At 67.1% G+C, this 13,076-nt stretch carries 9 protein-coding genes and 1 pseudogene; 7 read left to right on the top strand and 3 right to left on the bottom strand.

Annotated features, from left to right (window positions below; all coding sequences use genetic code 11):
- The first annotated feature begins 1 nt into the window (after position 1).
- From acnA to ACESLR_RS08125, 4 genes are all read left to right on the top strand, one after another.
- Positions 2-2,755 carry an aconitate hydratase AcnA gene (gene acnA / locus ACESLR_RS08140; protein ID WP_373024208.1) on the top strand — a complete coding sequence of 918 codons (2,754 nt, stop codon included), beginning with the start codon at positions 2-4 and terminating at the stop codon, positions 2,753-2,755.
- A gap of 67 nt (positions 2,756-2,822) precedes the next feature.
- On the top strand, positions 2,823-3,152 hold the full coding sequence (locus ACESLR_RS08135; RefSeq protein ID WP_373024251.1) for a hypothetical protein: 330 nt from the start codon (positions 2,823-2,825) through the stop codon (positions 3,150-3,152).
- Positions 3,152-3,991, top strand: a complete 840-nt coding sequence (locus tag ACESLR_RS08130) for an HDOD domain-containing protein (protein ID WP_373024209.1) — start codon at positions 3,152-3,154, stop codon at positions 3,989-3,991. The genes ACESLR_RS08135 and ACESLR_RS08130 overlap by 1 nt, the downstream gene beginning before the upstream one ends.
- Before the next feature lie 29 nt (positions 3,992-4,020).
- Positions 4,021-5,970: a putative bifunctional diguanylate cyclase/phosphodiesterase gene (locus tag ACESLR_RS08125; protein WP_373024210.1), complete on the top strand. Its 1,950-nt coding sequence runs from the start codon at positions 4,021-4,023 to the stop codon at positions 5,968-5,970.
- A 42-nt stretch (positions 5,971-6,012) separates the two neighbouring features.
- Here the strand turns inward: ACESLR_RS08125 and ACESLR_RS08120 are convergent, their stop codons facing one another.
- A complete protein-coding gene (locus tag ACESLR_RS08120; protein ID WP_373024211.1) occupies positions 6,013-7,395 on the bottom strand; it encodes a class II fumarate hydratase in 1,383 nt (460 codons plus the stop codon).
- A 155-nt stretch (positions 7,396-7,550) separates the two neighbouring features.
- Between ACESLR_RS08120 and purB the strand changes: the two genes are divergently transcribed.
- Both purB and ACESLR_RS08110 read left to right on the top strand, forming a co-directional pair.
- The gene (gene purB / locus ACESLR_RS08115; RefSeq protein ID WP_373024212.1) at positions 7,551-8,918 is read left to right on the top strand and encodes an adenylosuccinate lyase; all 1,368 of its coding nucleotides are present in this window, start codon (positions 7,551-7,553) and stop codon (positions 8,916-8,918) included.
- Positions 8,919-8,931: 13 nt separating this feature from the next.
- On the top strand, positions 8,932-10,104 hold the full coding sequence (locus ACESLR_RS08110) for a JmjC domain-containing protein (RefSeq protein ID WP_373024213.1): 1,173 nt from the start codon (positions 8,932-8,934) through the stop codon (positions 10,102-10,104).
- Positions 10,105-10,127: 23 nt separating this feature from the next.
- Here ACESLR_RS08110 and dusA read toward each other — a convergent pair whose 3' ends face one another.
- On the bottom strand, positions 10,128-11,117 hold the full coding sequence (gene dusA / locus ACESLR_RS08105) for a tRNA dihydrouridine(20/20a) synthase DusA (RefSeq protein ID WP_373024214.1): 990 nt from the start codon (positions 11,115-11,117) through the stop codon (positions 10,128-10,130).
- A gap of 56 nt (positions 11,118-11,173) precedes the next feature.
- On the opposite strand from dusA, the gene ACESLR_RS08100 reads away from it, so the two are divergent.
- Positions 11,174-12,601, top strand: a complete 1,428-nt coding sequence (locus tag ACESLR_RS08100; protein ID WP_373024215.1) for a Glu/Leu/Phe/Val family dehydrogenase — start codon at positions 11,174-11,176, stop codon at positions 12,599-12,601.
- Positions 12,602-12,658: 57 nt separating this feature from the next.
- Here the strand turns inward: ACESLR_RS08100 and ACESLR_RS08095 are convergent.
- Positions 12,659-13,076: pseudogene (locus tag ACESLR_RS08095) on the bottom strand (leucyl aminopeptidase family protein); the annotation flags it as partial.

Genomic DNA, 13,076 nt, shown 5'->3' with positions numbered 1-13,076 from the left:
CATGAGCCACGCTGACCCGAAGAACACCCGCACCCTGTCCGCCGGCGGCCGCGAATGCCGCTACGTGCCGATCACCGACGACGCCCGGGCGAAGGACCTGCCCTTCGCGCTGAAGGTGCTGCTGGAAAACCTGCTGCGCTTCGAGGATGAGCGCACTGTGCGCCGTGCCGACATCGAGGCCCTGCTGGACTGGGATCCGAAGGCGGAACCCTCCCAGGAGATCGCGTTCCGCCCGGCCCGTGTGCTGCTGCAGGACTTCACCGGGGTACCGGCGGTCGTCGACCTGGCCGCGATGCGCGATGCAATGGAGGCTCTGGGGGGCGATCCCAAGAAGATCACGCCGCTACAGCCGGCCGAGCTGGTCATCGACCATTCGGTGCAGGTGGACGCGCACGGCAACGCCAACGCGATGAACCTGAACGCGGAGCTCGAATATTCCCGCAATCGCGAACGCTACAGCTTCCTCAAATGGGGCCAGCAGGCCTTTGATACCTTCAAGGTCGTGCCGCCGGATACCGGCATCGTCCACCAGGTGAACCTCGAGTACCTGGCGCGCACGGTGTTCGTGGATGACAAGGCCGAGGGTGGCTGCATGGCCTACCCCGACACCCTGGTCGGGACCGACTCCCACACCACCATGATCAACGGTCTGGGCGTGCTCGGCTGGGGCGTGGGCGGCATCGAGGCCGAGGCCGCGATGCTCGGCCAGCCGATTTCCATGCTGATCCCGCAGGTCGTGGGCTTCCGCCTGACCGGCAAGCTGGCCGAGGGCGCGACCGCCACCGACCTGGTGCTGGTGATCGTAGAGACGCTGCGCAAGAAGGGCGTGGTCGGCAAGTTCGTCGAGTTCTTCGGCGACGGTCTGGCCGACCTGCCGCTGGCCGATCGCGCCACCATCGCCAACATGGCGCCGGAATACGGCGCCACCTGCGGCATCTTCCCGATTGATGACGAGACCCTGACCTATCTGCGCCTGACCGGGCGCGACGCCCAGCACATCGAGTTCATCGAGGCCTACGCAAAGGCCCAGGGCCTGTGGCGCGACGACAACGCCCCGATCGCCCGCTACAGCGACATGCTGGAGCTGGACCTGTCCACCGTGGAGCCGAGTCTGGCCGGGCCCAAGCGCCCGCAGGACCGTATCCTCCTGAGCCAGGCCGGCGCCACCATCAGCCGCCACCTGGACACCATGCTCAAGGAACGCGACAGCGGCGCCGACGAACCGGACGAGGCGGAGCGTTTCGCCGCCGAGGGCGGTCATACCGCAGTGGGCGTAGAGCACCAGGCGGAGGAGCCCCACCACACCGCTATCGAGATGGACGGCGAGACTTTTACGCTGGATCATGGCGATATCGTGATTGCCGCGATCACCTCCTGCACCAACACCTCCAATCCGTCCGTGATGCTGGGGGCCGGTCTCGTGGCCCGCAAGGCGCGGGAACTTGGCCTGCAGGTCAAGCCGTGGGTGAAGACATCCCTGGCCCCTGGCTCGCGCGTCGTCACCGACTATCTCGAAAAATCGGGTCTGTTGAAGGACCTCGAGCACTTGGGCTTCCACGTGGTCGGCTACGGCTGCACCACCTGCATCGGCAACTCCGGTCCGCTTCCGGAACCGATCTCCGAGGCCATTATCAAGGACGACCTGATCGTCAGCGCGGTGCTCTCCGGCAACCGCAACTTCGAGGGCCGCATCCATTCGGAGGTACAGATGAACTTCCTGGCTTCACCGCCGCTAGTGGTTGCCTATGCCCTGGCGGGGCGCAGCAATATCGACCTGTACAACGATCCGATCGGCGAGAACGCCGCCGGGGACCCGGTTTACCTGAAGGACATCTGGCCGAGCACGGAAGAAGTGCGGGAGACGGTGGCCAGCCATGTCGGTGCCGGCAGCTTCACGAGCGCCTACGGCGACCTCTATTCCGGCGAGGACCGCTGGCGCAATCTGGAGGCCCCGCAGGGCGAGCGATTCGACTGGCAGGAAGATTCGACCTACGTGCGCAATCCGCCCTACTTCAAGGGCATGGGCATGACCCCGATGCCCTGGCATGACATCCAGGGCGCGCGCGTGCTGGCCCTGCTGGGCGACTCGGTCACCACCGACCACATCTCCCCGGCCGGCTCCATCGCCAAGGACAGCCCGGCGGGTCGCTACCTGGAATCCAAGGGCGTGAAGCCGGCCGACTTCAATTCCTACGGCTCCCGCCGCGGGAACCACGAGGTGATGATGCGCGGCACGTTCGCCAACGTGCGCCTGCGCAACCTGCTGGCACCGGGTACCCAGGGCGGGGTGACCCAGCACCTGCCGGATGGCGAACAGATGTCCATCTACGACGCGGCCATGCGCTATCAGGAAGAAGATACGCCCCTGATCGTGATCGCCGGCCAGGAATACGGCACCGGCTCCTCGCGCGACTGGGCCGCCAAGGGCACCCTGCTCCTCGGCGTCAAGGCGGTCATTGTCGAGAGCTTCGAGCGCATCCACCGCTCCAACCTCGTCGGCATGGGCGTGCTGCCGCTACAGTTCCTCCCCGGCGAGAACGCGGCCAGCCATGAACTGACGGGCCACGAGACCTACGGCATTACAGGTGTGGAGAACGGCGAAGCCCGCGAGGCCACGGTCACGGCCGTGGACGACAACGGCCAGCGCAAGACCTTCACGGTTCGCGTGCGCCTGGATACCCCGCAGGAGGTGGACTACTTCCGCCACGGTGGCATTCTCCCCTACGTGTTGCGCCAGCTCGCGGCTTCCGCATAAGGTCTGACCCATGGGGCGACGGATATCCACGGAGGCGATACAGTCCGGCCAGACGCTGGCGGCGGCGGTGCACGACCGTTCAGGCCGTCTCCTGATCCCCGCCGGCATGGTCCTACAGGACAAGCAGATTCGCGTGCTGCTGTCCTGGGGCATCAGTACCGTCGAGATCGTCGAGGACGAACATGCGGCGGCCAATGACGGCCAGGACGCACCCCCGGAGGCCCCGGCTGCCGCCCGGCCCACGCCGGAGATGGAGGAACAGGCCGATACCATCCTCTCCGAGCGCTTTCGTCACTGTGACGTGACGGCCCATCCGATGGACGGGATCTACCGCCTGGCCCGCGACCAGTTGCTGGACGAGCTGATGCGCCGCGGCCCCAACGCCCGGAGTGCGTAATGACGGTTGCCGAGTTTCTCGAGCAGGACGACGCGCTGTGCAGCTTTTCCGGCAGTTACAACACGATCTTCACGCGCCTTAGCGACCCGACCGCCAACGTGGCCGGGATTACGGAGGCGGTGGAGCTGGACCCGACCATCGCCGCCAAGACGCTGCGGATGGCCAACTCCTCCCTGTACGGGTTCCCGGAACCCATCGACACCCTACACCGGGCAGTGTCCATCATCGGCCTGCAGCAGATGCGCCAGATCGTGCTGTCGACGATCGTCATCGAGCACTTCCGCGGACTGCCGGTGATCGGTGTGGACATGGAATCCTTCTGGCGCCACAGCATCGCCGTGGGCGTTCTCAGTCGGTCCATCGCGCGTTTCCGGCGCGAGGCGAACATCGAGCGCCTGTACCTGTACGGGATCATGCACGACCTGGGACGGCTGCTGCTGTTCCTGCGCCTGGGCAACCGCACCGAGGAACTGATCAACATCCGCGAGCGCGAGCAGTGCCTGCTGTTCGAGGCCGAGCGTGAACTGCTCGGTTTCGACCACGCGGCGATCGGCTCCGCCCTGCTGGAGGAATGGGGCATGGCCCCGGCCCAGGTGGAGGCCACGCGCTACCACCACGCCCCGGAGGAGGCCCGCGCGTTTCCGGTGGAGACCGCCATCGTGCACGTCGCCGACAGCATCGCGAATTCGCTGCGGCTGGGATCCTCCGGCGAGCGGTTCGTGCCGCCGGTCGCCCCCGAGACCTTCGACCGGATCGGCCTGGAGATGCCGATCTATGAAGACATCATCGGCCACGCCCGCAAGCATCTGGACCAGATGCAGGCGATCCTCCTCGACTGAGCCCGTATGCAGGCAAAGGACGCGGTTGCATGAGCCCATCGTACCGAACGCCCGAGGAGGTCAATGCCCTCCATGAGCGCATCCGCTTCCTCGAGGAGGCCTTGGAGGCCAACGCCTACGCGATGGATGTGCTCGCCTCGACCACGGCGATCTTTGGCGACACCGATCGCAACCGCAGCCCCGAGCTCATCATCCAGAACACCATCGAGTCCATCCGCCGCCTGCTCCCGACGCAGGACATGGGCGTGTATGTCCTGGACAACGACTGTTCCTTCAACCTGGCCTACCAGGAACGACCGGGCGAGCTGAAGCCGGACCTCGCGGACACCGTTGAAGAGCTGATCCGGGACGGCCAGTTTTCCTGGGCACTGCATCAGAATCATCCGGTCTGCCTCCCCTCGCCGGTCGACGGAGAGAGCGTGATGCTGCATGTCGTCTCCACGCGCACGCGCATTCGCGGGATGTTCGTCGCCCGCTTCCGCCAGGCGGAGCTGCAGCGCTACGAGATGATCCTGTCGACGCTGACCATGGTGCTGTTCAACACCGCCTACGCGCTGGAGAGCGCCGACCTGTTCCAGATGATGGACCGGCGCCAGAAAGCCCTTCAGCGGATCACGGAACGCCAGTCGCGCGAGCTGCTGCACCACATGTCGCACGATTCGCTGACGAACCTGCCCAACCGGATGCTGTTTAACGACCGGCTGTCACAGGCCATGGAGCGCCACGCGGACAATGCGGGGCATGTGGCGTTGATCCTGCTGGATCTCGACAACTTCAAGCGCACCAACGACTCCCTCGGCCACCGCGCGGGCGACGAACTGATCCGCAAGGTCGCCCAGGATCTCTCCGAACTCCTGAACCAGGCCCGCGAGCGTTCGGGCCGCCACCTGCGGACCACGCTGTCGCGCCTGGGCGGCGACGAGTTCGGCATCCTCGTCGAGGACGGCCAGGGACTGGAGGGGGTGGTCCGTCTGGTCACCGACGTCGTGCGCAAGACGGCCACGGAACGCCAGATCTTCGACCAGCCTGTGGTCAGCAGTGTCTCCTGCGGAATCGCGGTCTACCCCTACGACGGCGAGGATCCGGACACCCTGCTGGGCAACGCCGACGCCGCGATGTACGAGGCGAAACAGCGCGGCCGCAACGGATTCCGCTTCTACACCCAGGATCTCAATGCCCGGACATTCCGCCACTTCGAGCTGGAGAACGAACTGGGCCAGGCCATCGCCAATGACCAGCTCGTGCTGCACTACCAGCCGAAGGTGGAACTCGCGACTGGACGCATCATTGGCGCGGAGGCCCTGATTCGCTGGCAGCACCCGAAACTGGGCCTGCTCCCGCCGGGACACTTCATCGAGCTGGCCGAAGACATGACCCTGATCGAGGAGATCGGGGAATGGGTCCTGCGCCGGGTCTGCCGGGACATTCAGTCCCTGCACATGCCGGAGGAAGATCTGCCGCGCGTCGCGATCAATGTCTCCGCCCGCCAGCTGCGCCAACCGGACCTCGCCGGGGATTTCCACCGTATTATCCGCGAGGCTGGCATACCGCCCCGCTGCATCGAGCTTGAACTGACCGAGACGAGCATCATGGACGACCCTCAGGGTGCCGCCCGGGTTTTCCAGCGCCTGCGCCAGGTGGGCATGTCCCTGGCGGTCGACGATTTCGGTACCGGGCACGCCTCGCTGATGCAGCTCAAGCAGATCCCCGCCGATACCCTGAAGATCGATCGTTCCTTCGTGAAGGACCTCGACCAGGGCGAGGGTCACGCGCAGATCGTGCGCGCGATCGTGCTGATGGCCCGCACCCTGGGTCTGGACGTAATCGCGGAGGGCGTAGAGACCGAGCGTCAGGCGCAAGTCCTGCAAGAGCTCGACTGCCATACGGCCCAGGGCTATTTCTATTCGTACCCGGTCCGGTTTGCCGATTTCCGGGAGCTGCTCCGCCCGGCCGTGGTGCTGCCCGTCGAGACCGCTTGATCGTTCCCCGACGGTAAAGGCCGCCGGGGAACGGTCCGTCCCCTATCCGTCCTGCGGAGCGGTCAGGACCGCCGGGTCGAGCAGCGCCTGCAGGCGTTCGCGCGGGATGTCCGTGTGTTCCACCGCAACGTCCACGATCGGCCGCCCCGTCGCGTAGGCCTCCTTGGCGATGCGGGCGCCGGCCTCGTAACCAATCTCCGCGTTCAGGGCGGTCACCAGGATCGGGTTGCGATCGAGGGCGGCGCGCAGCACATCCTCGTTCACCGTAAAGCCGGCCATGGCCCGATCCGCCAGATGACCGGCCGCCCGCGCAAGCAGGCTTGTCTGGTTGAGCAGGTTGTCGGCGATCAGCGGCAACCCCACATTCAGCTGGAAACTGCCGCCCTGCCCCGCGGCGGCAATCGCGGCGTCCAGCCCGATTACCTGCTGTGCGGCCATGATCACGGCCTCGGGTATCACCGGGTTCACCTTGCCCGGCATGATTGAACTGCCCGGCTGCAGGGCCGGCAGCGCGATCTCGCCCAACCCGGCCAGCGGGCCCGAGTTCATCCAGCGCAGGTCGTTGGCAATCTTGATCAGGCTGGTGGCCGTGGTGCGCAGCTGGCCGGACAGCTCGACTGCCGTGTCCTGGCTGGCCAGGGCCGCAAACCCGTTGGGCTCGCGCTCAAAGGCAATGCCGGTGCGTTCTGCCATGCGCCGGGCCACACGGTCACCAAAGGCGGCGGGGGCGTTGATACCCGTGCCCACCGCCGTGGCGCCGATCGCCAGGCGATTCACCCGGGTACGGGTTTCGCGCAGGCGTTCGACGTCCAGCTCGAGCTGCGTGCGCCAGCCGGACAGCTCCTGGCTCAGGCGCACCGGCATGGCATCCATCAGGTGGGTACGGCCGGTCTTCACGATCGACGTCAGGTCACCCTCGCGCCGGGCGATGGTGGCGATCAGGTGGCGCAGGGCCGGAATCAGCTCCTGTTCCAGCTGGACGGAGGCCGCCACGTGCAGCGCGGTCGGGATCACGTCATTCGAACTCTGCGAGCGGTTCACGTGATCGTTGGGATGAATCGGCAACGAACTGGTGGAGGCCAGATGTGCGATCACCTCGTTCATGTTCATGTTGCTGCTGGTCCCGGAGCCGGTCTGGTAGACGTCCACCGGAAACGCGTCGGCATGCTCGCCGCTGGCGACCGCCTCGGCCGCCGCCACAATCGGGCCGGCCACCTCGGGCGTCAGCTGTTCCAGGGCCTGGTTGGCCTCGGCACAGGCTGCCTTGGTCTGTGCCAGGGCGCGGATAAACGCCGGTGGCAGGGGACGCTCCGCAATCCGGAAATTGTCCAGCGCACGCTGGGTCTGCGCGCCCCAAAGGGCGTGTGCCGGGACCTCGACCGGCCCGAGACTGTCCCGTTCCTGACGCATTGCGGGCTTCGACATGCCTTCCTCCTGGTTGGGTCCGCGCCGGTCGCCAGAGTCCGGGCCATGCCCACTCCGGCGGGCCGTGCACCGTGCTGGGCCGGCGCGGTGCTGTATTGCACCTGATCGCCTTAGTATACTGCGCCGCCTGTCCCGAACCCGACCCCGGAAATCCCATGTCCCTGAGCCCCCTGACCGCGATCAGCCCCGTCGACGGCCGCTACGCCCGCCACACCCGCGACCTGGCCCCCTACTTCTCCGAACAGGGCCTGATGCAGGCCCGCGTGCGGGTGGAGATCGCGTGGCTCAAGGCCCTGGCCGCCGAACCGGCCATCCCCGAGGTCCCGGCGCTGACCGACAAGGCCGGCGCCTTCCTCGACGAGATCGCCTTCAGTTTCGACGAAGTGGCGGGTACTCGCGTGAAGGAGATCGAGGCCACCACCAACCACGACGTGAAGGCCATCGAGTACTACATCAAGGAGCAAATGGCGGACCGCGGGGACTTGCAGAGCCAGATCGAGTTCGTGCACTTCGCCTGCACCTCGGAGGACATCAACAACCTCGCCTATGGCGTAATGGTCCGCGAGGCCCGTGACATGGTAATGCTGCCGGCCCTGGATGCCGTGCTCGCCCCGCTGCGCGAACTGTCCGGCCGCTTCGCCGAACAGCCGATGCTCGCGCGCACCCACGGCCAGCCGGCCTCCCCCACGACCATGGGCAAGGAACTGGCCAATGTGGTCGCCCGCCTGGAGCGCCAGCGCGCCGCGATCGCCGGGGTGGCCTGCCGCGGCAAGATCAATGGCGCCGTTGGCAACTTCAATGCCCACAGCGTCGCCTACCCCGAGGTTGACTGGCCCGCCCTGTCGCGGCGGATGATCGAGGGCCTGGGCCTGCAGCCGAACACCCACACCACGCAGATCGAGCCGCACGACTTCCTCGCGGAGCTATTCCACGCCTTCATGCGCGCGAACACCATCCTGCTGGATGCCGCGCGTGACATCTGGGGCTATATCTCGCTGGGGTATTTCAAGCAGAAGGTCGTGGCCGGTGAAGTCGGCTCCTCGACCATGCCGCACAAGGTCAATCCGATCGACTTCGAGAACGCCGAGGGCAACCTGGGCCTGGCCAACGCCCTGTTCGACCACCTGGCGAGCAAGCTGCCGGTCTCGCGCTTCCAGCGCGACCTGACTGACTCCACCGTGCTGCGCAACATCGGTCCGGCGTTCGCCTGGTCGCTGATCGCCTACAAGGCCTTCGGCCGCGGGCTCGGCAAGCTGGAGATCGAGCCGGGCCGTCTGGAGGAGGATCTGGACCAGAACTGGGAGGTTCTCGGCGAGGCGGTGCAGACGGTCATGCGCCGCTATGGCATCGAGTCTCCCTACGAGAAGCTCAAGGAACTGACTCGCGGACAGCGCATCACCCCCGAGGCATTGGTGGCGTTCATCGATGGACTCGCCATCCCGGAAGAGGCCCGCGCCCGCCTGCGCGAGCTGACACCGGGCACCTACACCGGCATCGCCGACCGACTTGCCCGCGACATCTGATCCGGCGCGCGGCATGCCGGCCCCGGACCCGAACCAACCACTCGCACTGCTCGGTGGCCTCACCCCCGCCGAGTTCCTGCGCGACTACTGGCAGCAGCGCCCGCTGCTGGTGCGCGGCGCCATCCCCGGCTTCGACAACCCCATCGAGCCCGACGACCTTGCCGGGCTGGCGACCGATGCCGACGCCGCCAGCCGTATCGTGAGCGGTCATGTCGACCGCCAGGACTGGGATGTCGAGTACGGGCCCTTCGATGCCGAGCGCCTGGGCGAGCTGCCCGAGCGTGACTGGACGCTGCTGGTCACTGATGTGGAACGCTTCTGGCCCGGAGGCCCCGAGTTCCTCGCACGCTTCGACTTCGTCCCGCGCTGGCGACGGGACGACCTGATGATCTCCTATGCCCCGCCCGGCGGCTCGGTCGGCCCGCATGTGGACCAGTACGACGTCTTCCTGTTCCAGGCCGCCGGGCGGCGCCGCTGGCAGATCCAGGACCCGCCCGGATCACTGGCGTGCCACGACGACCTCCCGCTGGCCATCCTGCAAGCGTTCGAGCCGACCGAGACCTGGGAACTGGGAGCCGGGGACCTGCTCTACCTGCCGCCCGGCCTGCCGCATTACGGCATGTCCCTGGACGAGGCGTGCATGACCTGGTCGGTCGGCTTCCGTGCCCCGACCATCCTCGATGTCCTGACCGGCTTTCTCGAGGAACGCGCCAACGTGATCGGCGACCAGGCGCGCTTCGAGGATCCCGGCCGGCATCCGGCCGCGCATGCCGCCGAGATCCCGGCGGCGGACCGGGGCGAACTCCGCGAGGCCCTGCGCGCGTTGCTGGCGGCCGAGGACCACGATCTGGACGCCTACCTGGGCCGTTTCCTGACCCGCCCCGCCGGGAACGTGGAGCTCACCCCGGAAGACCCATCGCACGCGGCCCGCGCGACCCCGGCGACCCGGTTCGTCGTTCATCCGGGCGTGCGGCGCGCATGGTTCGGCGGCCCGGACGGGCCGGTGCTGTGCATCGCTGGCACTGACTATCCGGCACAGGCCGTCGCACCCGAAGTGCTCGAGGCCTTCTGTGGCGCCGAAACGCTCAGCATCGCGGAGTGGGTGGAGGCGATTCCCGCGATCCGGCAGATCCTCGCGGACGGGCTGGAGGCCGGCTGGCTCGCGCCGGACGACCCGGCCGAATAACCGGACGCACCCGGCGGGAGCCATCAGGCGGCCCGGGGCAGACAGGCTTGCGCCGCCTGCTCGATCAGTTCCGGCCCGGCGTCCGCCTGGTGGGCACCCTCGGTCAGGATGCGGCGCCACCGGCGGGCCCCGGGCTCGCCGTGGAACAGCCCCAGGATGTGACGCGTCAGGCGCGCCAGCGGAATGCCGTCGCGACGCATCTGTTCCGCCAACGTCAGGATGCCGTCCAGCACCGCTTCGCGGGTGGGCGCCTGCGCCACGCCGAAATACAGGCGATCGACCGCGGCCAGGCTCCAGGGCTCGTGATAGGCCTTGCGGCCAAACATTACGCCGTCCACGTGTTCCAGATGGATGCGGGCGCCGGGCACATCGTCCAGTCCGCCGTTCAGCACGATGGTCAGGTCCGGGAATTCCGTCTTCAGGCGGTACACGCGCTGGTAGTCCAGCGGGGGGACGTCGCGATTGTCCCTGGGACTCAACCCCTGCAGCCAGGCCTTTCGCGCATGCACCACGAAGTGTCGGCAACCGGCCGCCGCCACGCGTTCCACGAAGGCATGCAGATCCGCCTCCGAATCCTGGTCATCAATGCCGATCCGGTGCTTGACGGTGACCGGGAGATCCACGGCCTGCTGCATCGCCGCGACGCAATCGGCGACCAGGCCTGGCTGCGCCATCAGGCAGGCGCCGAACGCGCCCGATTGCACACGGTCGGAAGGGCACCCGACGTTCAGGTTGATCTCGTCGTAGCCGCACTCGGCGGCGACCCGGGCGGCGTCGGCCAACGTGGCCGGTTCGGAACCGCCGAGTTGCAGGGCCACCGGGTGCTCCACCGGCGAATAGCCCAGCAACCGGTTGCGATCGCCATGAATCACCGCGTTGGCATGCACCATCTCGGTGTACAACAATGCCCGCCGGGTCAGCAGCCGGTGGAACCGGCGACACCACGTGTCCGTCCAGTCCATCATCGGTGCCACCGAAAACCGCGGGTCGGGAGCCGGTCCCGCGTCACTCATCAGCGAGGCCTCCATGCCGTGCGGGCGGCATGGCCAAACCAGAAAGGATTGCCATCATGTCGGAAAGCGAAGTCCCTGAAACCTTTCTCGATAGTGTCTCACACATGGTCGACCGGGCCATGGCGTACCTCGAGCTGCCCGAGGGTGCCCGGGACGCGCTGAAGACCTGCGATTCCGTCATTCAGGTGAGCTTTCCGATCCGTTTTCGCGATCGCATCGAGGTGTTCAAGGGCTGGCGGGCCGTGCATTCCTCGCATCGAATGCCATCCAAGGGCGGGCTGCGCTTTGCCCCGACCATGGACCAGGGACACGCCGAGGCACTGGCGGCCCTGATGACCTACAAGTGCGCCATCGTGGATATCCCCTTCGGCGGTTCCAAGGGCGGACTGCGGATTGACCCGCAGCAATACGACGAGTACGAGATGGAGCGCATCACCCGGCGTTTCGCCCACGAGTTGATCCAGCGCGGCTACATCAGCCCTGCCCAGAACGTCCCCGCCCCGGACGTCGGGACCTCCCAGCGCGAAATGGCCTGGATCATGGGGACCTATCGCGAGCGCCACCCGGAGGACCTGGACCATGCCGCCTCGGTCACCGGCAAGCCGGTCGAGCTCGGGGGCATCGTCGGTCGCCTCGAGGCAACCGGGCGCGGGGTGCAGTATGCGCTTCAGGCCTTCTTCCGCGAAGGCTCGGCGGCCCGCGAGGCCGGGTTCGAAGGCGGTCTGGGCGACCAGCGCATCATCATCCAGGGCTTTGGCAACGTGGGGTACTACGCCGCGCGCTTCCTGCAGCACGACGACCACGCGAAGATTGTCGGCGTCATCAAGAGCGATGGCGGGGTTTATTCCGAAGACGGCATCGATGTCGAGGCGCTGCACGACTACGTGCGCCGCAGCGGCACCATGGAGGGCTTTGCGGGGGTCGACTTCGTGCGCGATGGAAACCGCATCATGGAACGCGAATGCGACATCCTGATCCCCGCCGCACTAGAAGGGGCCATCCATCGCGACAATGCCGACCGCATCCAGGCCCGCCTGATCGCCGAGGCCGCCAATGGTCCCTGCACCTGGGAGGCGGATCAGGCGCTGCGGAACCGGGGCGTCACGATCCTGCCCGACGTCTACGTCAACGCCGGCGGCGTCGTCGTGTCCTACTTCGAGTGGGTGCGGAACCTCTCCCACATGAGCTTCGGGCGCCTGGAACGCCGGTATGACCAGGCCCAGGGCCAGCACATCGTCACGGCCATCGAGATGATGACCAACGAGAGCATCCCGGAATGGATCCGTGACGCCGTCGTGCGCGGGGCCGAGGAGATCGACCTGGTCCGCTCGGGTCTCGAGGACACCATGCGCGAGGCCTTCCGCGAGATGCACGAGGTCCGCGAGGTGGAAAGCAACGGCGAGATCCTTGACTACCGCACCGCGGCCTACCTGATCGCCCTGCGCAAGATCATCCGCGCCCGCAGCGATCTCAAGCTCATCTGACCGCGACGGACAGGGATTGAAGGGTGGCAAGGGGCATCGCTCATCCTGCCCGGCCCGTTACCCGGCCTGCCCGTAGCGCGACTCCAGCGCCGCGAACAACGCCCGCAGGCCCATAGCCTCGCCGCCCTTGGGCCTCCCCGGCCGCGCGCGCTCGTTGAAGGCCATGATGTCGAAGTGCATCCAGGTGGTGCCCTCGGGGACAAACTCCTTCAGGAACAGCCCGGCCGTGATGGCGCCGGCGAAGCCACCGCTGGAGCTGTTCGCGATATCCGCCACATCGCTGTCCAGCATGTAGCGGTACGGCGCGTGCAGCGGCAGCTGGCAGATCGGGTCGTCCCATTCGCGGGCCGGCTCGACCAGCGCCCGGGCCCAGCCCTCGTCCTGGGTGAGGCAGGCGCTGATCTCGGTCCCCACGGCCACCCGCGCGGCCCCGGTCAGGGTAGCAAAGTCCACCAGGAGGTCGGGATGGAAGGCC

Origin of the sequence: Thioalkalivibrio sp., assembly GCF_041685615.1 — a bacterium.
Classification (GTDB): domain Bacteria; phylum Pseudomonadota; class Gammaproteobacteria; order Ectothiorhodospirales; family Ectothiorhodospiraceae; genus Thioalkalivibrio.
This window is presented reverse-complemented; position numbering and strand designations above follow the sequence as displayed.

What these genes read in the sequence shown, in the direction of transcription:
- ACESLR_RS08100 (WP_373024215.1), top strand. Translation starts at nt 11,174, where the DNA reads ATGTCGGAAAGCGAAGTCCCTGAAACCTTTCTCGATAGTGTCTCACAC.
- ACESLR_RS08130 (WP_373024209.1), top strand. Translation starts at nt 3,152, where the DNA reads ATGACGGTTGCCGAGTTTCTCGAGCAGGACGACGCGCTGTGCAGCTTT.
- purB (WP_373024212.1), top strand. Translation starts at nt 7,551, where the DNA reads ATGTCCCTGAGCCCCCTGACCGCGATCAGCCCCGTCGACGGCCGCTAC.
- ACESLR_RS08120 (WP_373024211.1), bottom strand. Translation starts at nt 7,395, where the DNA reads ATGTCGAAGCCCGCAATGCGTCAGGAACGGGACAGTCTCGGGCCGGTC.
- acnA (WP_373024208.1), top strand. Translation starts at nt 2, where the DNA reads ATGAGCCACGCTGACCCGAAGAACACCCGCACCCTGTCCGCCGGCGGC.
- dusA (WP_373024214.1), bottom strand. Translation starts at nt 11,117, where the DNA reads ATGAGTGACGCGGGACCGGCTCCCGACCCGCGGTTTTCGGTGGCACCG.
- ACESLR_RS08125 (WP_373024210.1), top strand. Translation starts at nt 4,021, where the DNA reads ATGAGCCCATCGTACCGAACGCCCGAGGAGGTCAATGCCCTCCATGAG.
- ACESLR_RS08110 (WP_373024213.1), top strand. Translation starts at nt 8,932, where the DNA reads ATGCCGGCCCCGGACCCGAACCAACCACTCGCACTGCTCGGTGGCCTC.